The organism is Variovorax sp. KK3, from assembly GCF_001984055.1.
Taxonomy (GTDB): Bacteria; Pseudomonadota; Gammaproteobacteria; order Burkholderiales; family Burkholderiaceae_C; genus Variovorax.
In genome coordinates this window covers 43,538-69,250 of sequence record NZ_LYVO01000009.1, presented here as the reverse complement: position 1 = coordinate 69,250, position 25,713 = coordinate 43,538, and the positions used below count along the sequence as shown (strand labels likewise).

Here is a 25,713-nt window from a genome sequence, read left to right as displayed (position 1 = left end):
CAACTCGAAACAAGGAGTCTCCATGCTTCGCCTTACCGCCCTGGCCGCTGCTGCCATGCTGGGCGCGCTCGCGCTGCCTGCCGCCGCGCAGGACCGCCCGACCTACAACGGCTTTCTCTGCTGCAACCTGCGCACCGACGGCAGCTGGATCAGCGACAGCAACTATGCCGAAAGCGGCAAGCGCGTGATTCCCGTCGGCACGCCGGCGCAGGTGACGGGCTACGGCCGCAGCCGCGTCAACGTGCTGATCGACGGCAAGAAGCAGGACATCGGCAACGACTACAGCCGCGACCTGGACCTGGGCGCCTTCGCCAAGCGCTACGTGGTCACCGAAGACCCGAACGCACGCATGGCGAGCTTTCCGCCCAAGATCCGCGAGGCCATCAAGACGGCCCGTGTGACCCGCGGCATGACGCGCGAGCAGGTGGCCATGGCCGTCGGCTACCCGATCAGCAGCGAGAACCCGAACCTCGACGCGCCGGTCTGGCGCATGTGGCTGGGCAGCTTCAGCGAATTCCAGGTGCTGTTCGACGGACAGGGCCGGGTGCGGGCGGTCGAGACCGATCCGCAGACGCGCAATCTGGTCGTCCTCGAGTGAACAAGGCCCCCGCCTTTTCGCTTCGCTGCGTGTAGCTCCCCCGAGGAGGCGGCCCGGCGGCGGCCGGTCTCTCAGGCGGCCGGTTATTCGCGCGTCACGCGCAGCAACTCGGCGCGCGAGGTGATGCCGGCCTTGACCAAGCGTTCTCCATCCTCGCGCATCGAGCGCAGCCCGCCGCGCTCGGCGGCCACGAAGAGCTGGCTTTCCGGCGCGCGGTTGTGTACCAGCGAACGGATGGTGTCGTCGGCAACGAGCAATTCGAAGATGCCGGTGCGGCCCTGGTAGCCCGTCTGGCCGCAGGCGTCGCAGCCCACCGGCCCGGCCTCGTCGCCAGCCGACGTGGGCGTGGCGCAGACCGGGCAGAGGCGCCGCACCAGCCGCTGCGCGAGCACGCCCAGCAGCGATGAACTGAGCAGGAAGGGCTCGACGCCCATGTCCGTGAGCCGGGTCACCGCGCTCACCGAGTCGTTGGTGTGCAGCGTGGCCAGCACCAGGTGACCGGTGAGCGAGGCCTGGATCGCGATCTGCGCGGTCTCGAAGTCGCGGATCTCGCCGATCATGATCACGTCCGGATCCTGCCGCAGGATGGCGCGCAGGGCCTTGGCGAAAGTCAGGTCGATCTTGGCGTTGACCTGGGTCTGGCCCACGCCGGATAGCTCGTACTCGATGGGGTCTTCCACCGTCATGATGTTGCTCTGCGCGCTGTCGAGCCGCTGCAACGCCGCGTAGAGCGTGGTGGTCTTGCCCGAACCGGTCGGCCCGGTCACGAGGATGATCCCGTGCGGCTGGCCGATCAGCGTTTCGAAGCGCGACAGCGTGTCGCCCTGCATGCCCACGGCCTCGAGCGTCAGCCGGCTTTCCGACTTGTCCAGCAGGCGCAACACGGCGCGCTCGCCGTGGGCCGAGGGCAGGGTCGACACGCGCACGTCCACTGCGCGGGTGCCGATGCGCAGGCTGATGCGTCCGTCCTGCGGCAACCGCTTTTCGGCGATGTCGAGGTCGGCCATGATCTTCAGCCGAGAGATCAGCGCCGCGTGCAGTGCGCGGTTGGGCTGCACCACTTCGCGCAGCGTGCCGTCGATGCGGAAGCGCACCGACGACGTGCGCTCGTAAGGCTCGATGTGGATGTCGCTGGCGCCGTCGCGCGCGGCCTGCGTGAGCAAGGCGTTGAGCATGCGGATGATGGGCGCGTCGCCGGCGCTTTCGAGCAAGTCCTCGACCGCCGGCAGCTCCTGCATCATGCGCGACAGGTCGGCATCGCTCTGCACTTCGCTCACCACCGCAGCGGCGTTCGATTCGCCCTGCGCGTAGGCGGCGCTGATGCGCCGTGCCAGGTCGTCGGGCGGCAGCGCCTCGAAGGCCTTGACCGGGTACTTGCGCGCCACTTCGCCAAGGGCGCTCTTGGGCGGCGTCCGCGGCATCCAGAGCGTGAGCACGCCGTCGTCCGACTCTTCCAGCAGCAGTTGCTGGCTGCGGGCGAAGGCATAGGGCAGGGGGTAGCGCACGGCCATTTCCTAAGGCAGTTCGCGCTGGCTCGACGGGTCGGCCGTGGGCGGCAGCGCGCCCTTCAGCGGGCCGGGCGGCAGCGGAAATGCCTGGGGCGGCATCGGCGGCGGGATCAGGCGCGTGCCCTCGATGCGGCGCGACGGGTCGCCTTGCCGGATGTCGGTGAGCGGCGGCAACACGACCGACTCGCGCACCCCGTTGAGCATCGGGTTGTCGGTCGAGGGTTGCACGCTCTGCTGCAGGGCGCGCAGCGAATCGTAGCGGTCGGCCGTGATGGCATCGCCCGAGAGCTGGTCGCGCACGACGGTGGGGCGCAGGAACACCATCAGGTTGGTCTTCTTGCGGCTGCGCACTTCGCTCTTGAACAGGTTGCCGAGTACCGGCACGTCGCCCAGGCCGGGCACCTTTTCGGTGGAGTTCGAGTACTCGTCGGAAAGTAGGCCGCCCAGCACGATGACGTTGCCGTCGTCGACCAGCACGTTCGATTCGATCGAGCGCTTGGTGGTGGTCGGGCCGTTGATGTTGTTGACGGTGGAGGCGACCACGCTCGACACCTCCTGGAAGATCTGCATCTTGACGGTGCCGGTCTCGCTGATCTGCGGACGCACGCGCAGCGTCAGGCCCACGTCCTTGCGCTCGATGGTCTGGAAGGGGTTGACGGTGTTGTTGCCGCCGGTATTGGTGTACTGGCCGGTCACGAAGGGCACGTTCTGGCCGACCACGATCTTGGCTTCTTCGTTGTCGAGCGTGAGCAGGTTGGGCGTGGACAGCACGTTGCCTTCGCCGTTGGCCGACAGGAAGCGGGCCAGGAAGCCCAGCACGTACTGGCCGTTCGGGCCGTAGCGGTGGCCGATGCCGAAGTTGAAGCCGCTCGACGGCCGCACCGCCGTGTTGCCCGTGGCCAGGCCGACGGCCAGGTCGATGATGTTGGCACCGCCCAGGCTGGAGTTGGTGCCGATCACGCCCACGTTGCGGTCGCCGCTGCTGCCGAGGCCCGACTGCCACTGGATGCCGAACTCGGCCGCCTTGTCGGCATTGACCTCGACGATCAGGCTTTCGATGAGCACCTGCGCGCGCCGGCTGTCGAGCCGCTCGATCACGGCGCGGATCTGGCGGTACTGCGGCTCGGACGCACTGATGATCAGTGAATTGGTGGCAGGGTCGGCCTGGATGTTGCCGCCGGTGGAGGGTGGAGCGGTGGTGCTCACCGGCGTGGTGGCGCCGGTCAGGCCGCCGGCGCTGCCGCTCAGCTGGTTGAACTGCTGCTGCTGTTGCTGCTGCGGCTGCGCTGCAGTGGTCGCCGTCTGCCCTTGCTGGCCCTGCTGGCCCAGGGTGTTGGTCTGGGCCGCCGCGAGCGCTGCGCGCAGGGTGGTCGCGATGCGCACGGCATCGGCGTTCTTCAGGTACACCACGTAGATGTTGCCGGCGTCGCCGTTGCCGTTCTCGGCGGCCTTGCGGTCGAGCCGTTCGATCAGGGAGCGGATCAGCTGGGCCCGTGCGGGGTTGGCGGCCCGCATGATGATCGCGTTGCTGCGCGGCTCGGCCAGCAGCGTGCTGCGGAACGACACGTCGGTGGTGCCCGGCGCGGCGGCGGCCTGGCCCGGGCCGGTGGCGGAGCCGCCTTCGACCAGGCGGTTGATGACGGGCACCAGGTCGGTGGCCACCGAATGCTTGAGCGGGATCACCTCGACATCGGAGGCATTGGGCACGTCGAGCGCGGCGATGATGCGCGCCAGGCGCCGCATGTTCTCGGCGTAGTCGGTGATGACCAGCGAGTTGTTGCCGGGGTTGACATTGATGGTGTTGTTGGGCGCGATGAGCGGGCGCAGCACCGGCAGCAGGTTGTTGGCCGACTCGTAGTTGAGCTTGAAGACCTGGGTGGCGATCTGGTTGCCCGACAGGCTGGCGGTGGCGGAACTCGACGTGGTGACCGCATTGCTCTGCAGCTTGGCATCGGCCTCGGGGACCACCTTGTACAGCCCTTCGGATTGCACGACCGCGAAGCCCTGCAGGCGCAGCGCTGCGGCGAACTGGTTGAAGGCCGCGTTGGGCGAGATGGGGCGATCGGTCTGCAGGTTGATGGTGCCCTTGACGCGCGGGTCGACCACCACGTCGCGTCCGGTCACGACGGCCATCGTGCGGGCGACGGACTCGATCTCGGCATTGGTGAAGTTCAGCGTGATCGGCTCGCCGCGTCGCGGCGCGCCCGGGTCTTGCGCGAAGGCCGGCAGGGCAGCGACGCCCAGCAGATGCACCGCGAGGGCGACGGCGCAGAGGCGCATGGCGCGGGTGGATGGTGATGTCATGGTCAACCCAGGGTGATGATCGAACGCGCGCCTTCGCGTCGGCCGATGATATTCAACAAGTTCGACAGCGCGTCCTCGCGCCCCGGCGCGGCACTGGCTTCGCCGTCGAAGCGCAGGGCCCGCCCGTTCCAGCGGCCGCTGCCGTTGAGCTGCAGGCTGCCCTCGCGCGTGGTCAGCAGCAGGCTGGGCTGCGGCCCGCCTTCGAGCGTGACGCGGTAGCTGCCCATCGGCCGCAGCGTCGACAGGCTGGAGGAGATGTCGGTGGCGTCGAGCGTGGCCCGCCCCGCCAGCCGCGTCAGCTGCCCGCTGAACTGCATGGCGAAGCCCTGCATCGACAGGTCGAGCACGCCTTCGGGCTTGAGCGTGTTCCAGGGCGCGCCGAAGCCGACCAGCAGCGCGGCGGGCCAGCGCGACTGGCCATCCTGCCAGGCCAGCTGCAACCCGTCCGGCCGCGGGTGGGCCCGGAATTGCAGCGGCTTGGGCGCGCAGCAGGGCATGTCGAGCACGGCCGACACGCCGTCCCAGCGCGGACGCAGCGTCCAGGCCACGGCGCCCGGCAAGGAGATGGATTCGGCGCCGCCCGCGCCGCTGGCGAACACCACGCCGGCCGTGCCGTTCCAGACGGTGCCGCGCGCATTGACCAGTTGCAGGTGGCCTTCGCTCCAGCGCCCGAGGCCGGCAGCGAGCCAGCGCGCAGGGGCGTAGATCGACAGCGCCAGCAGCGCGCCCAGCAACAGGCCGAAAACGGCCCAGCCACGGCCGGTGGGGGCGCGGGCTGCTGGGTCGTTTCGTCTGGCCATTGCTTCTGCGGACCTCAGCGGGGCGGAAGGCCCATGACCAGCGTGCCGTCCCAGCGCACGACGGGGCGCTCGGCGTTCCTGGCCGGTGCGGTGCCGCCGGCCGCCGTCGGGACAGGCGTGCTTTCCGCGGTGCGCGTCAGGTGGGCTTCGCGCGGCACCGCGCGTGCATTGCTGCGTGCCTGGGCCAGCCACTGCGCCAGCGTGTCGGCCGGCATGGAACGAACGGCGACGGTGACGCCTTCGCCGGACGCGGCGGGCTGCAGTTGCGCGTTGGGGCCGAAGCTTTGGCGCACCGAGCTTTCGAGTGCACGCATCGCATCGTCGCGGCTGGCGCGGGGCTGCGCCTGCAGCGCCTTGGCCTGCGCCTGCAAGCTGCTCATCTGCTGAAGCTGCGCGTCGAGCCTCGCGTGCTCGGCAGGCGCGGCGGAGAGGGTGCGCAGCGCCGGCGCCAACGCCAGCCACCACAGCAGGGCCAGCAGGACCAGCGCCGCGGCGCCGCCGATCAGGCGCTGCTCGCGCGGCTCGAGTTCGGGCCACCAGGCCTGCCAGCGCGCTTCGAGGGTTTCGAGCCAGTTCATCGGGGCGCCTCCGCCTGCACCAGCAGCAGGTCGCCTTCGCTGCGCGCGTTGTAGCCGCGTGCCGACAGCGTGCCGGCGACGTTGCTGGATTCGGAAGGCTGCAGCCCGAGGCCGCGCAGCCGCAACTGGCCCGCGGTGTAGTCGATGGCCGTGGGGACGCGGCCGGGCGGGAGGCTGGTGGCGATGGCGCTCAACATGGGTTCGAGGTCGATGGCCGCCACGCCGCCGGTGGCCTGCTGCAAGTTGGCAACTTCGCGCGCCATCTGCACCGGTGCGTCGACCACCAGCTGAACCGAGGGAAAGGTCTGGCGCAGGATGTTGTTGACGGCGGCGCGCTTGGCGTCGAGTGCGTTCCGCTCCTTCCATGCCCAGGCGTTCAGGCCGATCAGCTGGGCCACCAGCAGCACCAGCGCGCCCCAGCGCGCGAGCCGCCATTCGGGGCCGTGCCACACCATGCGCCAGATGGCAGCCGCTTTCTTTCCGGCGCGGGCGCGGCCCGTGGACGCGAGGTCGAACTGCGCCAGATCCCACGGCGACTGGCTGGCCTGCCACCAGCGGGCGGCAGGCTTGACGATCGGCATGCGCCGCTCGAGCAAGCCTTCTGCCAGTTCGGCCACCGCAGGCTCGGCCAGCATGGCGGTGCCCTCGGGCACGGTGCCGACCAGGGCGGCGCCACTGGCATCGAGCGGCAACTGGGTCACGCCCTCGGTGTCGCAGACCACCAGCTGCGCGGTGCCGGGCTCGCCGACGGCGAACACCATCGGCGCTGCATCGGGGGGCTGGGGTGCGTATTCGGGAATGATCCGGGTGACGCGGCGGCCGGCGCCTTCGAGTGCCTGCACCACGCCGCGCAGCCATTGCCGATCGCAGGCCGCCACCCAGACGGGCGCGCCGGCACGGGCTTCGGGCTGCAGCGCGAAGTGCAACTGTTCGGGATCGTCGAGCAGTCGGTCTTCGAGCAGGCCGGCCAGCACCGAGCGCAGCTTGACCGCGCCGCTCATGCTGCCCTGCGGCAGCGTGAGCATGTGCCACGACAACATGGTCGCCGGGATGCCCAGGATCACTTCGTCGCTGGTCGGCAGCAACGAAGGCGGTGCGCTGCCCTGCGAACGCAGCTTGCGGCCGTCGCTCGACCAGACCGCCCAGCCGTAGTCACTTCCGACGAGGGCAGGTGGTAAGGGGGCAGTGACGAGCAGCAGGGCCATGAAGGTCTATCGGGGTGGTGATTGTAGGTGGATGGTTTTACATCGCCGCTACCAACTTGATAGCGCCTCGGACTGGCGGATGGGGCGCTTCGATCCGTTTTATCCGATAAGCGTGACCAAAGGTTTCAGCTCGACGGCCTAGGCCCATCGGACGTGGCGCCGGCGCCACGTTCGCGCCACAGGATGCGCAGCTCGACACCGTCTCGCTGCAGCAAGGATTGTTCCTCGACCCAGGTGCGGTCGAGGCGCAGGCGGCCGAGCACTTCGAAGTACCGGGTGCCGATGCTGTGCTGGTTTTCGTTGAACTGCGACGTGCCTTGCGGCAGCTCGGCATTCGCCTCCTGGACGCTGCTGAAGAACTTGCGCGCACGGCGGGCGACCAGGCGCTTGGCGGTGGCGAGGTCCAGCGAGGGCAGGCTGGCCGCCAGTGCCTCTGGGCTGGCGGTGTTGATGTTCAGCGGCCGGCTTTCCGGCAGGATGGTGACGTAGGGCTCCAGGGCCTTCGCGGTCGAGGGCGACAGGCCCAGCCAGACCAGTTGGGAGACTCGCGTCGGCATGAGGGGGGCGTTGGCCGCGCTCGATGCCTGGTCGGACGAAGAGGTCTGGGTTGCTGTGCTGCCGGTCGTGCCGGTCGTGCCGGCGGTCGATCCCGTGCTGGTGCCGGTGTTGCCGGTGGCTGTACCCGTCGTGGTGCCGGTACCCGTGCCCGAGCCCGTCGTGGCGGTTGCCGGCAGTGCCCGGCGAAGCTGGGCCACCAGCACCGGCACTTCGCCGACCGGCAGGCCCAGCAACTCGAACAGCTTGGTGAACGAGGCCACCGCGGTCGGCACCGGAACGCCGTTCGCCACCAGGTTCGTCACGTTGAGCTTCGACTGCGCATCCGTGATCCGGCCGGCCAGGAAGGCCTCGGGCAGCCCTTCCATCGCATCGCTGGAAATGTTCTTGTCGGCGGCGAGAAAGCTGGAGAGCTTGGCCTCCTCCAGCGGGATGGCCCAGGGTTCGGCCAGGTGGTCCGCGCTGCCCGTGGCTCCACTGGCGCGCGCGTCCTCGCGCAGGATCAGTCGCGACCAATCGAGTGCGCCGATCAGCACCCAGGCCGACTGCACCCGCGCGCGTTCGGCCGCCTCGACCTCTACCGCGCGCCACTGCTGCCAGAGCGACGCCGCGGCGAAGGTCGCAACCAGCGTGACGGTGAGCATGGCCGTCAGCAATGCGGCACCGCGGCGATGCCGGCGAGCGAAGCGGGGCGGCTGCTTCATGACGTGGTCTTCGCGACCGCTGCGGTCGGTCGCACCCAGTCGCGGGTGAGCAGCCCGGCCAAGGCGGGGCCGGGCGACAGGCTCAGCACCAGACGCACGCCGTCGGGCAGCTGGGTGCTGGTGGTCAGCGCCTCGGCGCTGACGGCGGGGCCCCAGACGTCGTTGCGAAAGTACAGGAGTTGCCAGTTGTCGACCGGCACCAGGCCGAGTTCGGTGCCGCGAAGGCCGTTGCCGCTGTTGCTGCCGCCGCCATCTTGCGCCCAGGCCGTGGCGCCGTCCCAGGCCTGCTGCCATTGCGGCCGGGTCGTGAGCGCGGGCGATTGCCAGCGGTACCAGCGCGAGATGCCGGTCGCGTCGGCGCGCTGGGTGTACGCGACCACATAAATGGCCGGTTGGGCCGTGTCGGTGCTGCGGCGGGTCAGGCGCAGCACGCGCCCATCCCAGTCGAGTGCGCGGGTCTGCGAAAGCACCGTGATGGCATCGAGGTCGGCCGTCCATTGCGACAGCGTCGATTGCAAGGTGAGCACGGCATCGCCGCGTTCGCGGTTCTGCGACTGCGCGCGCGCCATGCCGTCGAGGCCGCGCCAGCTCACCAGGGCGAGCAGTGCCATCACCGCGATCGCCACCATCAGCTCGATCAGCGTGAAGCCGCGGAGGTTGCGGGAACGGCGGGTACTGCGCGGGGCGTTCATCAGAAGCGGCCCACGACGGTGGACAGGCGCAGCAAGGGCGCCTCGGCCGCGTCGCGCACCTGCACGTCGACGCGGCGGAAGTTGGGGTTCAGCGTCGGCGTGGTCGAGATGGTGACGCCGAAGCTGGTGTTGGCCTGCGTGCAGACCAGGCCCGAGTCGCCGATCGCCGGCATCTGCCTTGCGATGCGGGCCTTGATCAGCTCGTTCTCGGCGCAGAGCTGGGCCAGCAGCATGTCCGATTGCCGCTGCCCATTGCGGGTGAGCGCGTTCGTGGCCTGTGTGCCCGCTGCCAGCGCAATCGCGATGATGCCCAGCGCGACCAGCACCTCGACCAGGGTGAAGCCGCGCTGGCCGGCGCGCGTCGTCGACCTGCATTTGCCGTCGGCGGCGCTATGAGCCGACGGCGGAACGGCGCGGCGAAAGCTCATGGCGCTTGCACCGTGAAGGGCCGCAGGCCGTCGGTCGCGATGCGCAGGCTGCGTGCCGGCGGGCCTTCGGCATTGAGCTGCACCTGCTGCGCACCGATGATCGGTTCTGGGCCGAGCTGCAGTGCGGGCATCGCCGAGCCATCGGCCGCCAGCGGTTGTGCGGTGATGCCCTCGGACAACCAGTTGGTCGGCAGCGTGCCGGGCTGCAGCCCTTCGAAGACGAAGTTGCCGGGGCCTTGCACGGTGACGTGCCAGCGCACGGCGATGCCGCTGGCGCGCGACTGGGCACGGCCGGCTTCGAGCAAGGCCGACAAGCGCTCCGCTTCGCGGTCGAGCGTGGCCTGGCCGGGGTCGCGCATCGCGAGGCCGACGCCGGCCGTGGCCAGCGCGATGATCGCGAGCACCACCAGCAGTTCGATCAGGGTGAATCCGCCGCGATGGCGGCGGCTGGCGCCGTCGAGGACGGAAACAGGGCGCCTATTGCCAGCTGCCGATGTCGGCATTCTTGCCCTCGCCGCCGGGCTGGCCGTCAGGGCCGAAGGAAAACACGTCGATCTCGCCCTTCAGGCCCGGGTTCAGGTACTGGTAGGGGCGGCCCCAGGGGTCGTTGGGCAGCTTCTCGACATAGGGCTTCCAGTTGGGAGCCGCCGGGCCGGTGGTAGGACGGGTGAGCAGGGCCTGTAGCCCCTGGTCGGCCGTGGGATAGCGCTGGTTGTCGAGCCGGTAGAGCTTGAGCGCCTGCATGAGGTTGTTGACGTCGGTGCGGGCGGCGGTCACGCGCGCGTCGTCGGCGCGTTCGATCACGTTCGGCACGATCAATGCGGCGAGCACGCCGATGATGACCAGCACGACCATCAGCTCGATCAGCGTGAAGCCGCGCTGCACGGCGCGTGCAAGGATGCGGGGGGTAGGGGGCATGGGAGTGATGAGGGAGGGTCGGTGACACGGCATTGCCGTCTGCGCTGAATGATAATCCCGGCACCATGTCAGCTTCCTACGCACCCGCCCGCTGGCCTTCGGCCACGGCCACCACCGTCCTGTGGGCGCTGGCCGCCGCGAGCGTCGTGTTCTGGGGGCTCAGGCTGGCGGCTCCGTCCGATGCCGTGGCACCGCCCCCACTCAACAACAATGCCGCTGCGGTCGTCGACCCGGTGGCGGTGGCACAGATGTTCGGCGCGGTGCCGAGCCAGGCGGCTGTCGTGGCCACGCCCGATGCCGCGAGCCGCTTTCAACTGCTGGGCGTCGTCGCCGATGCCGATCAGCAAGGCGCGGCTTTGATCTCGGTCGATGGACAGCCGGCCAAGCCGTACCGCGTGGGATCGCGGGTGATCGATGGCTACGTGCTGCACTCCCTCGACCTGCGCGCTGCTTCACTGGGTGCCAGCGTCAATGCGTCGCCGGCCTTCACGCTGCAGCTTCCCAACCGGCCGCTGGCCGTCAACGGGCCGCCGCCTGCTTCCGCGGGCGTGCCTCCGGTGGTCGCGCCGCCGCCGGGGCGCTGATCAGGCCTGCAGGAACAGCCGGTAGACCGGGTTGTCCGTTTCCTCCACCACAGGGTAGTCCAGCGTTCGCAGGAAGTCGGCGAAGGCAGCGCTGTCGGCCGCCGGAACCTGCAGGCCGACGAGGATGCGGCCGTAGTCCGCGCCCTGGTTGCGATAGTGGAAGAGGCTGATGTTCCAGGTGGGCCGCATGAGGCTCAGGAACTTGAGCAGCGCGCCTGGCCGCTCGGGGAACACGAAGCGCAGCAGGCGTTCGTCGTGCGCGAGGCCAGTGCGGCCGCCTACCAAATGGCGGATGTGCTCCTTGGCCAGTTCGTTGTGGGTGAGGTCGATCGCCCCGTAGCCGTTGGCGACGAAGGTCTCGGTGATGGTCTTCGATTCGCCGCGTGTCTGCGTGGTGAGGCCGACGAACACGTGGGCCTCTTTCGCGTCGCTGATGCGGTAGTTGAATTCGGTGACGCTGCGCGATGCGCCCGGCAGTTGGCCCACGAGCTCGCAAAATCGGCGGAAGCTGCCGCGCTCCTCGGGTATGGTGACTGCGAACAGGGCCTCGCGCTCCTCGCCCACTTCAGCGCGTTCGGCCACGAAGCGCAGCCGGTCGAAATTCATGTTGGCGCCGCAAAGAATCGCCGCGTAGGTCCGGCCCTGGGTGCCGTGGGTCTCGACGTACTGCTTGATCGCCGCAACTGCAAGCGCGCCGGCGGGCTCGACGATGCTGCGTGTGTCGATGAACACGTCCTTGATGCCGGCGCAGACGGCATCGGTGTCGACGGTGATGAATTCGTCCACCAGTTCGCGCGAGATCCGGAAGGTTTCCTCTCCGACCAGCTTGACGGCCGTGCCGTCGGAGAACAGGCCGACGTCGGGCAGCGTAACGCGCTCCTTTGCGGCGACGGAACGCATCATGGCGTCGGAGTCGTTCATCTGCACGCCGATCACTTTGATCTCGGGCCGCACGGCCTTGATGTAGTTGGCCACGCCGGAGATCAGGCCGCCGCCGCCGATGGCGACGAACACAGCATCGAGCGGACCCTGATGCTGGCGAAGCATTTCCATCGCGATCGTGCCCTGGCCGGCGATCACGTCGGGGTCGTCGAAGGGATGAACGAAGGTCAGGCCGTGCTGGCGCTGCTGTTCGAGCGCGTAGCCGTAGGCGTCGGAATAGCTGTCGCCGTGCAGTTGCACCTCGCCACCGAGCGCGCGCACGGCGTCGATCTTGAGTTGGGGTGTGGTCACGGGCATCACCACCACGGCGCGCGCGCCCAGCTTGCGGGCGCTGAGTGCCACGCCCTGGGCATGGTTGCCGGCCGATGCACAGATGACGCCCTTGGCGAGTTGTTCGGCGCTCAGGTGCGCCATCTTGTTGTAGGCACCGCGGAGCTTGAAGCTGAAGACCGCCTGCTGGTCTTCGCGCTTGAGCAGGACCGTGTTGCGCAGCCGCGCGCTCAAGGCCTCGGCGGGCTCCAGTGCGGATTCGACCGCCACGTCGTAGACGCGGGCCGTGAGGATCTTCTTCAGGTAGTCGGCAGGGGACAACGATGCGGGAGACGTGGACATAGGGCCGCGATCATAGGCCCGCCGTTTCGTGCTTCCGGAGCCGCCAAGAAAAAAGCCCCAGGTCTTGCGACCTGGGGCTAAATCCACCAATTGGGAGGGTGGAGGAGACAACCGGTGCACACCCGTTCGTGTGCGATGAAATAAAGTATACCGACTCTTTGTTGCGATGCAACACGAGCGTGATGCTTTTCCAACAAAAAATCGACGTCGGCGTGGTTTTGAACGATTTCCACCCCGAGTCACGACTTATGGAGCCTGATAGGAATGGAATGCACAGTGAGTTGGACCGGCAACACGGGCACGCGCTCGGCCATGGGCTTCGTCGCGGAGACCGGTAGCGGCCACGTCTTGACGATGGATGGGGCGCCCGATGCCGCCAAGCCCGAGAACGGCGGGCAGAACCTTGCCGCTCGACCCATGGAAACGGTGCTGGCCGGCACTGGCGGCTGCACGGCCTATGACGTGGTCCTGATCCTGAAGCGGGGCCGCCACCAGGTCGAAGGCGTCAGCGTCAAGCTGACGAGCGAACGTGCAGAGAAGGATCCGAAGGTCTTCACGAGCATCCACATGCATTTCACTGTGAAGGGCAAGGGCCTCCCGGCGGCTGCGGTCGAGCGCGCCATTGCGCTGAGTCACGAAACCTACTGTTCAGCCAGCATCATGCTCGCCAAGACGGCGCAAATCACGACCAGCTTCGATCTCGTCGAGACCTGAGCGTCTCGTCGGGTGCCCGACGGCGGGCATCTCCCTTATTTAGATGCGATGGGCGACCGTGGTCATCACCCGGGAAGCCAATCGCATCAGCGCCTTGGCAGGCGGCGGTAATTCCTGCGCGCCTGCGCTCCAGGCCTGGGCAGCGTGGCGCGCCTCGTCCAGTTTCATCTGCGTGACGACAGCCCTCGAAGCGGAGTCGGCCGCAGGAAGACGATCCAGGTGGCTATCGAGGTGGGCTTCGACCTGCCGTTCCGTTTCGGCCACGAAGCCCAGGCTCAGCGGGTCGCCCAGCCGGCCTGCCACGAGGCCAAGCCCGAAAGCGCCCAGGTACCAGATCGGGTTGAGCACCGAAGGCCGTGCTCCCAGTTCTTCCAGCCGATGCCGCGTCCAGGCCAGATGATCCGTTTCCTCACGCGCCGCCTCGTCGAAATGGGCGCGGAGCCCGGGATCCCGGGTGACGGCGGCCTGCGCAGTGTAGAGGGCTTGAGCGCAGACTTCCCCGACGTGATTGACTCGCATCAATGCTCCCGCTTCCCGGCGCTCGCCTTCGCTGAGTTCACCGCCTGGCGCGGGCGGCAGAGGCACGGCCCGGGTGGAGTGGGGCTTGGCAAACAGAGTCCGCAGCGCCGCGTCCGCGGCTCCCAGAAACGTGTCCAACGAGGGTTTCATGGAGCCATTGGAACCGATATCGCGGCGAGGTTCGGGCAGCGTGTCCCGCTTCGTATCGTGAAATCTCGCAAGGGTCGCGGGCTTTGTTGCACCGCTGCAACGAAACGCCTGAGCCGCCGCCTTTTTAAGCCGAATTGTTTTGCCCAGACGAGGCGGCTCTGGTGCAATAGCGACAACTTCCCAAAAGGAGGTTGGCCCGGGGTCCGGTGGGAGCACAGAAGTGTTCAGTCACGGTGAGCCCTTCGCACCGGAGCCCTATGTTTAACCTTGGAGAAACTTGCAATGAAAAAATCTCTAGTTGCTCTGGCTGCCCTGGCTGTTGCCGGTGTTGCCTCGGCTCAGTCGTCGGTCACGCTGTTCGGCGTGGTTGACGCTGCTGTCAGCGGCTACTCGAACAAATCGGATAACTCGAACTTCTTCCTGGTCCCCCCGCTGGGCTATGTCGATAGCATCAAGGTCAAGCGCACCGTGCTGTCGAACTCGGGCTACAACTCCAGCCGTCTGGGCTTCCGTGGTACGGAAGACCTGGGTGGCGGTCTGGCTGCCAGCTTCTGGCTCGAAGCCCCGATCGGCAATGACGACGGCCAACAAGGTGTTGCCACCTTCGCTCGTCGCTCGACCGTGAGCCTGTCCGGTGGTTTCGGTGAAATCCGTCTGGGCCGTGACTACACCCCGACGTTCTGGAACGACACCGTGTTCGATCCGTTCGGCACCAACGGCGTTGGCACGAACCTGATCAGCACCGCCAACACCGGCTTCGGCGCTTGGCTCGGTGGCGCAACGACCAACGTTCCCGGCATCACCAACGTGACCGGCAGCAACTACGTCCGCGCCAGCAACACCGTCGGCTATTTCCTGCCCCCGAACCTCGGTGGTTTCTACGGCCAAGTGATGTACGGTTTCCACGAGCGTGACAAGTACGATCCGGGCACCGCGACCCCGACCGCGCTGAACACGCAGCGTACCGGCCGTTATGTTGGTGGCCGCTTCGGCTACGCCAACGGCCCGCTGGACGTGGCTGCTTCGTATGGCCAAAGCACCATCGGCGACAACTTCTACGCCGGCACCACGACCAACGTGAAGACCTTCAACGTCGGCGCTTCCTACGACTTCGGTGTCGTGAAGCTGTTCGGCGAGTACTCGAAGGCCAAGAACGAAGTCGACAACGAAGCCATCTTCTTCACGCCGACGACCGACGTGGACCTGAAGGGTTACCTGCTGGGTGTGACCGTGCCCGTCGGCCCCGGCCTGATCCGCGCTTCGTACTCTGCTGTGAAGTACGACCTGAACGTGCCGTTCACCCTGTTCGGCACCGCCGACGACCCGAAGGCGAACAAGTTCGCGATCGGCTACGTGCACAACCTGTCGAAGCGTACGGCTCTGTACGCGACGGTGGCTCGCGTTCGTAACAAGAACGGCGCTGCTCTGACCGTGGGTGGCCCGACGTTCGTGACCGGTTTCGGCGGCCAGGCGTTCACGCCGAAGACCTCCACCGGCTACGACTTCGGTATCCGTCACGCTTTCTGATCTGAAGCTGGCGTAAGCCAGCTTTGAACGGGAAGTTCTTAAAAGCCGTCCGACGAAAGTCGGGCGGCTTTTTTCTTTTTCCGGGCTTTCGCGGAGAGGGAAATCCCTGGGGTCAGCGTTCTTCCCCGTAGCAAGCTGGCGCGGCTGTTGCATAGTCCACTTTTTGACTTGTGACAAAGGTTAACCATGGCTTTCACGCATGCGCTCATCCCTGTTGCCATCGCCGTCGCCGCTTTGTCGGCCCCCGTTCTGCATGCCAAGACCTTCAAATGGTCGAGCGCCAGCGACATCCCGACCTTAGATGTCCACTCACAGAACAATGCGCTCGGTAATGGGGTTCATGCAGCGGTGTACGACTCGTTGGTCTACTACAACAGCAAGACTTTCAAGCCAGAGCCCCAGTTGGCCAGCAGTTGGAAAAATCTTTCGCCGACGCAGGTGCGATTCACCCTGCGCAGCGGCGTCAAGTTCAGTGACGGTTCTGCCCTCGTCGCTGAAGACGTTGTGTATTCGCTGATGCGCGCGATGACCAAGACTTCGAACTACGCTGTCTACGCCCAGGGCATCGACAAGGTGGTCAAGGTGGACGACAACACCATCGACATCATCCTCAAGGGCCCCAACCCGGTGCTTTTGAACCAGCTGACCGAACTGCGCATCATGAGCAAAGCTTGGGCAGAGAAAAACAAGTCCGTGGAGCCGAAGGACATCAAGACACCCGAAGAAAGCTACGCGCACCGCAATGCCATGGGCACCGGTCCCTACATGGTCAAGGAGTGGCAGCCTGACCAGCGCCTCGTGATGGTGAAGAACCCGCACCACTGGGGCAAGGACGAGTCCAACGTGACCGAGATCATCTACACGCCGATCAAGCAGGAGGCCACCCGTGCCGCTGCACTTCTGTCCGGCGAGGTCGACTTCGTGCTCGACCCCAGTCCGCAGGATCTGGGTCGCTTGCGCCAGAGCGGCAACCTGAAGGTTGTCGATGGCATCGAGAACCGCACCATCTTCTTCGGGATGGACCAGTTCCGCGACGAGCTGCCGGGTTCCAACGTCAAGGGCAAGAATCCGCTGAAGGACCAGCGCGTACGCAAAGCGCTCTATCAATCGATCGACAGCGCGAGCCTCAATCGGGTGACCATGCGCGGCTTGGCCCAGGCCACGGGCGCCCTCGTGGCCCCGCAAGTCAACGGCTGGACCGAAGCGGTGCACAAGCGCCATCCCTATGACCCGGAAGCCGCCAAGAAGCTCCTGGCCGATGCTGGATATCCCAGCGGTTTCGAAGTCGACTTCGCCTGTCCGAACAACCGCTACATCAACGACGAAGAGATCTGCCAGGCAGTGACCGCGATGTGGGCGCGCGTAGGCGTGAAGGCCAAGCTGCGCACGCTGCCGCTGGTGACGTACTTCCCCATGATCCAGCGCTTCGAGGCCAGCATCTACATGCTTGGCTGGGGCGTACCGACCTTCGACGCGTTGTACAGCCTGCAATCCCTCACGCGCTCGGTCGGCAGCGGTGGCGATGGCAACTACAACGTCGGGCGCTACAGCAATCCAAAGATGGACCAGATCGTCGACCGCGTGAAGACGGAAACCGACATCCCGGTGCGCGATCGCCTGCTGACCGAGGCACTGCAGTTGCAGAACGACGACGTGTCGCACATTCCACTGCACAACCAGATCATTCCTTGGGCGATGAAGAAGAACATCGAGGTGGTTCACCGGGCCGACAATCGGCTCGATTGGCGCCTGATCAAGGTCAATTGAAGCGCGTCCGGAGCGTGCCGCACTCGCTTCTGGCTTCGAGCAAACCGCAACCCCGGGGAAGCACCCCATGGGCACGCGGTTTGCTCTGCTAGCATCGTTGAAACGTGCTCTGCTGAATGATTGCTTTCGTACTGCGCCGCCTCATCCAGGCCGTGATCGTCATGGTCTCGGTCGCCTTCATCGCATTTCTTCTGTTCCAGTACGTAGGCGACCCGGTCGTGTTCCTGCTGGGGCAAGACGCGACGCCAGAGCAGATCCGCGAGCTACGCGCGGGCCTCGGGCTCGACAAGCCCTTCTTCGTGCAGTTCTGGCACTTCCTGGTCAATGCCTCGCAAGGCGAATTCGGCCTCAGCTTGCGTCAGGGTGCCAAGGTCTCCCGGCTGATCGGTGAGCGCTTCCCTGCGACGCTCGAACTCGCGCTGGTGGCCGCTTTGATGGCGCTCCTGGTCGGCATCCCGATGGGCGTCTATACGGCGCTGCGGCGAGGCACCTTCATGAGCCAGGTGTTCATGACCGTTTCGCTCCTCGGCGTCTCGCTGCCCACCTTCCTGATCGGCATCCTGCTGATCCTGGTGTTCGCCGTGGTGCTGGGCTGGTTCCCGAGCTTCGGCCGCGGCGACACGGTTCAGTTGGGGTGGTGGAGCACCGGCCTGCTGCGCGTCGACGGTTGGCACCACATCGTCCTGCCGGCCGTGACGCTGGCCATCTTCCAGCTCACGCTCATCATGCGTCTGGTGCGCGCCGAGATGCTCGAAGTGCTGCGCACCGACTACATCAAGTTCGCACGCGCACGTGGCCTGTCCGACCGCGTCATTCACTTCGGACACGCACTCAAGAACACGCTGGTACCGGTCATGACCATCACCGGCCTTCAGCTCGGCGGCCTGATTGCCTTCGCGATCATCACCGAGTCGGTCTTCCAATGGCCCGGCATGGGGTTGTTGTTCATCCAGGCAGTGACCTTCGCCGACATTCCCGTGATGGCGGCCTACCTCTGCCTGATCGCTCTGATCTTCGTGGTCATCAACCTCGTGGTGGACCTGTTGTATTTCGTGGTCGATCCGCGGTTGCGCATCGGCAAGGCGGGGGGGCATTGATGGACCGCCCGCGCTTTCAAGCCTCGGGCCGTGCCTTCGCGCACATCGCCCGCTTTCATCCCGAGATCACCGCCTTCCGCCGCGACTTGCACGCGCACCCCGAACTCGGCTTCGAAGAGATCTACACCTCCGGCAGGGTGCAGGAGTCCTTGCGCGCCTGTGGCGTCGACGAGATCCATCCGGGCATCGGCCGCACGGGCGTGGTGGGCGTCATCCGGGGTCGATCGAACGCGAGCGGCCGCATGATCGGCCTGCGCGCCGACATGGACGCCCTGCCGATGTGCGAAGAAAACGACTTCGGCTGGCGCTCGGAAAAAAAGGGCCTCATGCATGGCTGCGGCCACGATGGCCATACCGCCATGCTGGTCGGCGCCGCCCGCTACCTGGCCGAGACGCGCGATTTCGACGGCACGGCCGTTCTGATCTTCCAGCCCGGCGAGGAGGGCTTTGCCGGCGCCAAGGCCATGATCGAAGACGGCCTCTTCGCACGCTTCCCCGTCGATGCCGTCTACGCCATGCACAACTGGCCCGGCCTGCCCGCGGGCACCGTCGGCATCAACCGCGGCGCGATGATGGCCGCGGCCGATCGTGTCACGATCGAGGTCGAAGGTAAGGGCGGCCATGGCGCGCATGCCTACCTCACCATCGATCCGGTGCTGGTGTCGGCCCACATCATCACCGCCGTGCAGAGCATCGTCTCGCGCAACGTGCGCCCCATCGATGCTGCCGTCATCAGCATCTGCGCCGTACAGGCCGGCGACCTGGGCGCGATGAGTGTCGTGCCGGGCAAGGCGACCCTCGTGGGCACCGTTCGCACGTTCAGCACACGGGTACAACAGCAAGTCGAGCAGCGCCTCGGCGAACTCTGCAGCGCGGTCGCCGCTGGCTTCGGCGCAACCGCCAAGGTGAAGTTCGAGCGCATCTACCCCGCCACCATCAACACCGCGCCCGAGGCGATGTTCGCCGGCGACGTGGCGCAGGCCCTGGTGGGCGCGCACAACGTCGAGCGCAACATGGAGCCGAGCATGGGCGCCGAGGATTTTTCCTTCATGCTGCAGAAGAAGGCCGGTGCCTACTTACGCATCGGCCAGGACGCCCGCGGGGGCGCTTTCCTGCACAACAGCCGCTACGACTTCAACGACGAGATCCTGCCCCTCGGCGCCGCGCTTCATGCGGGTCTGATCGAGCAGAGCATGCCGCCGAGTGCCTTCGACCGAACCACCGTGGACGTCGCGGTCTCCGTGGCATCGTGAACCCAACCAACCTGAGGAGTGCTTTTATGAATCTGAGAAACAAGCTGGCCGTCGTGGCCACCCTGTGTGCGTTGGGTGCGCTGGGAATGCCGCTCCATGCGCAGACCATTCGCATCGCGAACCAGGGGGATTCGCTGTCGCTCGATCCGCATTCGCTCAACGAATCGCTGCAGCTGTCGGTGACTTCCAACGTCTACGAAAGCCTGGTGGGCCGCAACAAGGACCTGAGCCTGGCTCCGCTGCTGGCCAGTTCCTGGAAGCAGACCTCGCCCACCGTCTGGCGCTTCGAGCTGCGCAAGGGCGTGCAATTTCACGATGGCACGCCCTTCACGCCCGAGGACGTGGTGTTCAGCTTCCGCCGCGCCGCCGGCGAAGGCTCGGACATGAAAGCCCACGTGAGCGAGATCAAGGAGGTCCGCAAGGTAGGCGACGCGGCGGTCGAGATCGAAACGCAGGCGCCGTTCCCCATCCTGCCCGACGTGATCACGCAGATCATGATCATGAGCCAGAAGTGGTGCGAGGCCAACCAGGCGGTCAACCCGGTCGATCGCCGCAAGGGCATCGAGAACACGGCGTCCTTCAAGGCCAACGGCACCGGCCCGTATCGCGTGCGCGAGCGCCAGCCCAACGTGCGCACCGTGTTCGTCCGCAGCGGCAACTACTGGGGCAAGATCGACGGCAACGCGCAGGAAATCGTGTTCACGCCCATCGCCAATCCGGCGACGCGCGTCGCAGCCCTGGTATCGGGCGAAGTCGACGTGATGGAGCCGGTGCCCGTGCAGGACGTCGCGCGCATCAACAGCAGCCCCAACGCCCGTGTGATCACCGGCCCCGAGCTGCGCACCATCTTCCTGGGCATGGACCAGAAACGCGACGAGCTGCAGTACTCGAGCGTCAAGGGCAAGAACCCCTTCAAGGACAAGCGCGTGCGCCAGGCCTTCTACCAGGCCATCGACATCAACGGCATCCAGCGCACCGTCATGCGCGGGGCGTCGCGGCCCACGGCGCTGCTGGTCGGCCCCGGCATCAACGGCTGGACCGAGGCACAGGACAAGCGCCTGCCCTACGACGTGGAAGGCGCGAAGAAGCTGCTGGCCGACGCCGGCTATCCCAACGGCTTCGAGGTCACCATGAACTGCCCGAACGACCGCTACGTGAACGACGGCCAGACCTGCCAGAGCGTGGCGGCCAGCCTCGCCCGCATCGGCGTGAAGATCAATCTTGCTGCCGAGACCAAGGGCACGTACTTCCCGAAGATCCTGCGCCGCGACACCAGCTTCTACCTGCTGGGCTGGACCCCGACCACCTACGACGCGCACAACGCGCTGAGCTCGCTGACCGCCTGCCCTGACGACAAGGGGGCAGGGCAGTTCAACCTGGGTGCCTACTGCAACCCCAAGCTCGATGAGGTCACCAAGAAAATCCAGTCCGAGACCGACAAGGGCAAGCGCACCGAGCTCATCAAGGAAGCTTTCAAGATCCACGCCGACGACATCGGCCACCTGCCGCTGCACCAGCAGTCGCTGGCCTGGGGTGTCAGCAAGAACGTCGAGCTGACGCAACTCGCGGACAACTTCATGTTCTTCAAGTGGATGAGCATCAAGGCGGCGCCGAAGCCTTGAGCTTCGCGATGCCACATGACTCCGCGGGCCTGCCATGCAGGCCCGCTTTTCAAGCCCCCCGATGAATAAAACCCTGGCCCGCTGGCTCGACAGCGACATCGGCCACAGCTTCCGTACCTCGCCGGTCGCCATGGCGGCGGCCGCGATCGCCTTCGTTTGTGTCTTCTGTTCGGTCTTCGCCGGATGGGTGTCGCCGCACAACCCCTTCGACCTGGCCGCGCTCGAGCTCGGCGATGCACGCCTGCCGCCGGCCTGGGAAGCCGAAGGCACCCGCAAATACCTGCTGGGCACCGACGACCAGGGACGCGACATCCTGTCCGCGCTCATCTACGGGGCGCGCATCTCGCTGGTGGTCGGGCTGGTGTCGGTGGCAATGTCGGTGCTGGCCGGAGTCGCGCTCGGCCTGCTGGCCGGCTTCTGGGGCGGCTGGCTCGACGCCTTCCTGATGCGCGTGTGCGACGTGATGCTGTCGTTTCCGCCCATCCTGGTCGCGCTGCTGATCGCCGGCGTCGGGCGGGCCCTGTTCCCCAATGCACACGACTCGGTGGCCTTCGGCGTGCTGATCCTGTCGATCTCGCTCACCGGCTGGGTGCAGTACGCGCGCACGGTGCGCGGCTCGACGCTGGTGGAGCGCAACAAGGAATACGTGCAGGCCGCGCGCGTGACGGGCGTTTCGCCCTGGCGCATCATGCGCCGCCACGTGCTGCCCAACGTACTCGGGCCGGTGCTGGTGCTGGCCACCATCCAGGTCGCGACCGCCATCATCACCGAGGCCACGCTGTCGTTCCTGGGTGTGGGCGTGCCGCCCACCTCGCCCTCGCTGGGCACGCTGATTCGTGTCGGCAACGACTACCTGTTCTCGGGTGAATGGTGGATCACGGTCTTCCCGGGCCTGATGCTGATCATCATCGCGCTGAGCGTGAACCTGCTGGGCGATTGGCTGCGCGATGCCCTCAATCCACGCTTGAGATGACCACCCCCGTTGCTTGCTCGCTTCGCGTAGCCGCCTCCCCCCTCAAGGGGGCAACACCAGCGGCCCAGCAAAGCCGGTTCCGCGGTGTTCCCCGAACAGGCCGCGCTTCGCGGGCCGAATTGGAAGAATGACATGAGTCTTCTGCAAGTTCAGAACCTGGTGGTCGAGTTCCCGCATCGGCGCGGCACGCTGCGCGCGCTGGACGACATCAGCTTCGAGATCGCGCCGGGCGAAATCCTCGGCGTGGTCGGCGAATCGGGTGCCGGCAAGTCGCTGACCGGCGCCGCCATCATCGGCCTGCTCGAGCCGCCCGGCCGCGTGGCCGCCGGCCGCATCGTGCTGGAGGGCCAGCGCATCGACAACCTGGGCCACGAGGCCATGCGCCACATCCGCGGCCGCAAGATCGGCGCGATCTTCCAGGACCCGCTGACCTCGCTCAATCCGCTCTACACCATCGGTCGGCAGCTCACCGAAACCATTCGCACCCACCTGCCGGTGAGCGAAGACGAGGCCCGCCGGCGCGCCATCGGACTGCTGCAGGACACCGGCATTCCGGGCGCCGAGCAGCGCATCGACCATTACCCGCACCAGTTTTCCGGTGGCATGCGCCAGCGCGTGGTCATCGCGCTCGCGCTGGCTGCCGAGCCCAAGCTAATCGTCGCCGACGAGCCCACCACCGCGTTGGACGTGTCCATCCAGGCGCAGATCATCACGCTGCTGAAGCGCATCTGCAAAGAGCGCGGTGCGGCCGTCATGCTGATCACCCACGACATGGGCGTCATCGCCGAAACCTGCGACCGGGTGGCCGTGATGTACGCCGGCCGCATCGCCGAGATCGGCCCTGTGCAGGAGGTCATCCACCAGCCCGCGCACCCCTACACCTCGGGCCTGATGGCCGCCATCCCCGACATGACGATGGACCGCGAGCGCCTCAACCAGATCGACGGCGCCATGCCGCGGCTCAACGCCATTCCGCGCGGCTGTGCCTACAACCCGCGCTGCCCGCGCGTGTTCGACCGTTGCCTGGTCGATCGCCCCGACCTGCTGAACGCCGGGGCCACCCGGGCCGCCTGCTGGCTGCACGACGCGCACAGCCAGAGCCATTCGGCCATCGACGGTATCGCCGCATGAACGGCACCCTCGTCCAGGCAAACGACCTCGCCAAGGTCTTCGACGTTTCGCCGCCCTGGCTCAACCGCGTGCTCGAGCGCAAGCCTCGCCTGCTGCTGCATGCGGTGGATGGCGTGAGCTTTTCCATCGAGCGCGGCAAGACGCTGGCGCTGGTGGGTGAATCCGGCTGCGGCAAGAGCACCGTCGCGCGCCTCTTGGTGGGCCTGTACGAGCCCACCCGCGGCGGCATGCATTTCGATGGACTGGATGCCCATGCGGGCTTCAAGAGCGCCGAAGGCCGCAAGCTGCGCCGGCGCATCCAGATGATCTTTCAAGACCCGTACGCCAGCCTCAACCCGCGTTGGCTGGTGCGCGACATCGTCGGTGAGCCGCTGCGCGAGCACGAAATCCTGCAGGAAGGTCCGGCACTGCGCACACGCGTCGGCGAACTGCTGCAGTCGGTGGGCCTGAGCCCGCTGGACATGGCCAAGTACCCGCATCAGTTTTCCGGAGGCCAGCGCCAGCGCATCTCGATCGCCCGGGCACTGGCCACGCAGCCGGAATTCCTGGTCTGCGACGAGCCCACCTCGGCGCTCGACGTCAGCGTGCAGGCGCAGGTGCTCAACATCATGAAGGACCTGCAGCGCCAGCGAGGCCTGACCTACCTGTTCATCTCTCACAACCTGGCGGTGGTGCGCCACGTGGCCGATCAGGTCGGTGTGATGTACCTGGGCCGGCTGGTGGAGGTGGCCGACAAGGCGAAGTTGTTCGAGACGCCGCAGCATCCGTATACGCGAATGCTGCTGGAAGCGATTCCGAAGATGAAGCACACCGGGGAGGCGCGCACGCCGGTGCAGGGCGAGGTGCCGAACCCGCTGAATCCGCCCACCGGCTGCACCTTTCATCCGCGCTGCCCGCATGCCAATGCGCGCTGCAAGGCCGAGCGGCCGCCGCTGCAAGTGCTGCGGGGCGTGCAGGTCGCCTGTCACGCGGTGGAAGAGGGGCGGATCTAGTTCCTGCCCTCTTCGCGGCGTCGACGCCCTACTGCTCTTCGCTCCAGGAGAAGCCGTCGCGCGCGATCATCGCGCTCGACGCGCTCGGCCCCCAAGTGCCGGCCGCATACGACCGCGGCGCGCCGTCCGAAGCCCAGCTGTCGATCAGCGGCTCGACCCAGCGCCAGGCTTCTTCTTGCTCGTCGCTACGCACGAAGAGGTTGAGCCGCCCGTCGATCACGTCGAGCAGCAGGCGCTCGTAGGCACCCACGCGCTCGGAGCCGAAGCGCTTGTCGAAGTCCAGGTCGAGCTGCACCGGCGCCAGCTGCGGGCCGGCACGGCGGTTGCCGTTGCGCTGGCGGCTGTCCTGGGCCTGGGCGAGCATGTGCAATTCCAGGCCGTCCTTCGGCTGCAAGTTGATCACCAGCTTGTTGGCGGCCCCGGTCGGCGCGCGGAAGATGGCGTGCGGCGTCGGCTTGAAGTTGACCTCGATGCGGGCGTCGCGCGAGGCCAGTCGTTTGCCGGTGCGGATGTAGAGCGGCACCCCGGCCCAGCGCCAGTTGGCGATCTCGGTGCGCAGCGCCACGAAGGTCTCGGTGCGGCTGTTCGGGTCGACGCCGGGTTCGTCGCGGTAGCCTTGCACGCGCTCGCCGTAGGCGGTGCCGGCCGCGTACTGCCCGCGGATGGCGTGCAGGCCGATGGACTCCGCGGTCCACGGCTTGAGCGCGCGCAGCACCTTGAGCTTCTCGTCGCGGATGGCGTCGGCATGGGCATTGATCGGCGGCTCCATGCCGAGCGCGCAGACCAGCTGCAGCGCATGGTTCTGCACCATGTCGCGCAAGGCGCCGGTCTGGTCGTAGAACGCGCCTCGCTTCTCCACGCCCAGGTCTTCGGCAATGGTGATCTCGATGCTCGCGATGTGCTCGCGGCGCCAGATGGGTTCGAACAGCGCATTGCCGAAGCGCATCGCGAACAGGTTCTGCACCGAGGGCTTGCCCAGGTAGTGATCGATGCGAAAGACCTGGTGCTCGGCCAGCACCTTGCACACGGCCTTATTGATGGCGCGGTTCGAGGCGAGGTCGTGGCCCAGTGGCTTTTCGAGCACGACGCGCGTCTTCGGTCCGTTGAGGCCCGCTTCGGCGATCTGCTCCACCACCTGGGTGAAGAGGCCCGGCGCGGTGGCAAGGTACATGACGACCGTGCTGGCGTCGCGGCGCTGCAGCAGCTCGGCAAGCTTCGCATAGTCGTCCGGTTTGGACAGGTCCATCCGCAGGTAATGGAGCATCGAAGCGAACTTCTTGAACTCCTCCGCGCTCGGCCGCTTGGCGCCTTCCACCGCGGCGAAGCGCGACTGGATCAGCTCGCGGTAAGCATCGTCGGACAGGTCGTCACGCGCCACGCCGATGATGCGGCCGTCTTCGGGCAGGCTGCCGTGCCGGAAGGCCTGGAACAGCGCCGGCATCAGCTTGCGCCACGCGAGATCGCCAGTGCCGCCAAAGAGGACGAGGTCAAAACTCATGAATGCAAACCCGTGTTGGAGTCGTGGTGAGGCCGTGCGCTC

24 protein-coding genes are annotated in these 25,713 nt (G+C 66.9%); 11 read left to right on the top strand and 13 right to left on the bottom strand.

The window, feature by feature from the left end:
• The first annotated feature begins 22 nt into the window (after positions 1–22).
• On the top strand, positions 23–598 hold the full coding sequence (locus B0W80_RS06745) for a hypothetical protein (protein WP_076998349.1): 576 nt from the start codon (positions 23–25) through the stop codon (positions 596–598).
• Between the two features lie 83 nt (positions 599–681).
• Here the strand turns inward: B0W80_RS06745 and gspE are convergent, their stop codons facing one another.
• The 10 genes from gspE to gspG all read right to left on the bottom strand — a co-directional run bounded on the left by gspE (position 682) and on the right by gspG (position 10,290).
• Positions 682–2,103 (bottom strand): type II secretion system ATPase GspE, encoded by a 1,422-nt coding sequence (gene gspE / locus B0W80_RS06740; RefSeq protein ID WP_076998385.1) that lies wholly within the window; start codon positions 2,101–2,103, stop codon positions 682–684.
• 9 nt (positions 2,104–2,112) lie between these two features.
• Positions 2,113–4,410, bottom strand: a complete 2,298-nt coding sequence (gene gspD, locus B0W80_RS06735; protein WP_076998348.1) for a type II secretion system secretin GspD — start codon at positions 4,408–4,410, stop codon at positions 2,113–2,115.
• Between the two features lie 2 nt (positions 4,411–4,412).
• Complete coding sequence (gene gspN, locus B0W80_RS06730; RefSeq protein ID WP_076998347.1) at positions 4,413–5,210, bottom strand: type II secretion system protein N; 798 nt, start codon at positions 5,208–5,210, stop codon at positions 4,413–4,415.
• A gap of 14 nt (positions 5,211–5,224) precedes the next feature.
• Complete coding sequence (gene gspM / locus B0W80_RS06725; protein ID WP_076998346.1) at positions 5,225–5,788, bottom strand: type II secretion system protein GspM; 564 nt, start codon at positions 5,786–5,788, stop codon at positions 5,225–5,227.
• The gene (gene gspL / locus B0W80_RS06720) at positions 5,785–6,993 is read right to left on the bottom strand and encodes a type II secretion system protein GspL (protein ID WP_076998345.1); all 1,209 of its coding nucleotides are present in this window, start codon (positions 6,991–6,993) and stop codon (positions 5,785–5,787) included. Before gspL ends, gspM begins: the two co-directional genes overlap by 4 nt.
• A gap of 125 nt (positions 6,994–7,118) precedes the next feature.
• The gene (gene gspK, locus B0W80_RS06715; RefSeq protein ID WP_076998344.1) at positions 7,119–8,252 is read right to left on the bottom strand and encodes a type II secretion system minor pseudopilin GspK; all 1,134 of its coding nucleotides are present in this window, start codon (positions 8,250–8,252) and stop codon (positions 7,119–7,121) included.
• Positions 8,249–8,944 carry a type II secretion system protein J gene (locus tag B0W80_RS06710; RefSeq protein ID WP_076998343.1) on the bottom strand — a complete coding sequence of 232 codons (696 nt, stop codon included), beginning with the start codon at positions 8,942–8,944 and terminating at the stop codon, positions 8,249–8,251. Before B0W80_RS06710 ends, gspK begins: the two co-directional genes overlap by 4 nt.
• Entirely contained in the window at positions 8,944–9,372 is a 429-nt protein-coding gene (gspI, locus tag B0W80_RS06705) for a type II secretion system minor pseudopilin GspI (protein ID WP_076998342.1), read from the bottom strand. Before gspI ends, B0W80_RS06710 begins: the two co-directional genes overlap by 1 nt.
• Positions 9,369–9,875 carry a Tfp pilus assembly protein FimT/FimU gene (locus tag B0W80_RS06700; protein ID WP_076998341.1) on the bottom strand — a complete coding sequence of 169 codons (507 nt, stop codon included), beginning with the start codon at positions 9,873–9,875 and terminating at the stop codon, positions 9,369–9,371. The genes gspI and B0W80_RS06700 overlap by 4 nt, the downstream gene beginning before the upstream one ends.
• Positions 9,850–10,290, bottom strand: a complete 441-nt coding sequence (gene gspG, locus B0W80_RS06695) for a type II secretion system major pseudopilin GspG (RefSeq protein WP_076998340.1) — start codon at positions 10,288–10,290, stop codon at positions 9,850–9,852. The genes B0W80_RS06700 and gspG overlap by 26 nt, the downstream gene beginning before the upstream one ends.
• Before the next feature lie 65 nt (positions 10,291–10,355).
• On the opposite strand from gspG, the gene B0W80_RS06690 reads away from it, so the two are divergent.
• Positions 10,356–10,874 carry a type II secretion system protein N gene (locus tag B0W80_RS06690; RefSeq protein ID WP_076998339.1) on the top strand — a complete coding sequence of 173 codons (519 nt, stop codon included), beginning with the start codon at positions 10,356–10,358 and terminating at the stop codon, positions 10,872–10,874.
• Here B0W80_RS06690 and ilvA read toward each other — a convergent pair whose 3' ends face one another.
• Positions 10,875–12,428 carry a threonine ammonia-lyase, biosynthetic gene (gene ilvA, locus B0W80_RS06685; RefSeq protein ID WP_076998338.1) on the bottom strand — a complete coding sequence of 518 codons (1,554 nt, stop codon included), beginning with the start codon at positions 12,426–12,428 and terminating at the stop codon, positions 10,875–10,877. It lies immediately after the preceding gene.
• Positions 12,429–12,692: 264 nt separating this feature from the next.
• Between ilvA and B0W80_RS06680 the strand changes: the two genes are divergently transcribed.
• On the top strand, positions 12,693–13,142 hold the full coding sequence (locus tag B0W80_RS06680; protein ID WP_076998337.1) for an OsmC family protein: 450 nt from the start codon (positions 12,693–12,695) through the stop codon (positions 13,140–13,142).
• Positions 13,143–13,181: 39 nt separating this feature from the next.
• Here the strand turns inward: B0W80_RS06680 and coq7 are convergent, their stop codons facing one another.
• Positions 13,182–13,811, bottom strand: a complete 630-nt coding sequence (coq7, locus tag B0W80_RS06675; RefSeq protein ID WP_076998336.1) for a 2-polyprenyl-3-methyl-6-methoxy-1,4-benzoquinone monooxygenase — start codon at positions 13,809–13,811, stop codon at positions 13,182–13,184.
• Between the two features lie 282 nt (positions 13,812–14,093).
• Between coq7 and B0W80_RS06670 the strand changes: the two genes are divergently transcribed.
• From B0W80_RS06670 to B0W80_RS06635, 8 genes are all read left to right on the top strand, one after another.
• On the top strand, positions 14,094–15,338 hold the full coding sequence (locus B0W80_RS06670) for a porin (protein ID WP_076998335.1): 1,245 nt from the start codon (positions 14,094–14,096) through the stop codon (positions 15,336–15,338).
• Between the two features lie 186 nt (positions 15,339–15,524).
• Positions 15,525–17,105, top strand: coding sequence for an ABC transporter substrate-binding protein (locus B0W80_RS06665; RefSeq protein WP_076998334.1), 1,581 nt, complete (start codon positions 15,525–15,527; stop codon positions 17,103–17,105).
• A gap of 116 nt (positions 17,106–17,221) precedes the next feature.
• Positions 17,222–18,202, top strand: a complete 981-nt coding sequence (locus tag B0W80_RS06660) for an ABC transporter permease (RefSeq protein WP_076998333.1) — start codon at positions 17,222–17,224, stop codon at positions 18,200–18,202.
• Positions 18,202–19,455: a M20 aminoacylase family protein gene (locus B0W80_RS06655; RefSeq protein ID WP_076998332.1), complete on the top strand. Its 1,254-nt coding sequence runs from the start codon at positions 18,202–18,204 to the stop codon at positions 19,453–19,455. Before B0W80_RS06660 ends, B0W80_RS06655 begins: the two co-directional genes overlap by 1 nt.
• A gap of 26 nt (positions 19,456–19,481) precedes the next feature.
• Positions 19,482–21,077, top strand: coding sequence for an ABC transporter substrate-binding protein (locus tag B0W80_RS06650; RefSeq protein WP_076998331.1), 1,596 nt, complete (start codon positions 19,482–19,484; stop codon positions 21,075–21,077).
• A gap of 61 nt (positions 21,078–21,138) precedes the next feature.
• Positions 21,139–22,050 (top strand): ABC transporter permease, encoded by a 912-nt coding sequence (locus B0W80_RS06645; RefSeq protein ID WP_076998330.1) that lies wholly within the window; start codon positions 21,139–21,141, stop codon positions 22,048–22,050.
• A gap of 132 nt (positions 22,051–22,182) precedes the next feature.
• The gene (locus B0W80_RS06640) at positions 22,183–23,181 is read left to right on the top strand and encodes an ABC transporter ATP-binding protein (RefSeq protein ID WP_076998329.1); all 999 of its coding nucleotides are present in this window, start codon (positions 22,183–22,185) and stop codon (positions 23,179–23,181) included.
• Entirely contained in the window at positions 23,178–24,173 is a 996-nt protein-coding gene (locus tag B0W80_RS06635) for an ABC transporter ATP-binding protein (protein ID WP_076998328.1), read from the top strand. Before B0W80_RS06640 ends, B0W80_RS06635 begins: the two co-directional genes overlap by 4 nt.
• 28 nt (positions 24,174–24,201) lie before the next feature.
• Here the strand turns inward: B0W80_RS06635 and zwf are convergent, their stop codons facing one another.
• The gene (zwf, locus tag B0W80_RS06630) at positions 24,202–25,671 is read right to left on the bottom strand and encodes a glucose-6-phosphate dehydrogenase (RefSeq protein ID WP_076998327.1); all 1,470 of its coding nucleotides are present in this window, start codon (positions 25,669–25,671) and stop codon (positions 24,202–24,204) included.
• Positions 25,672–25,713: the final 42 nt, after the last annotated feature.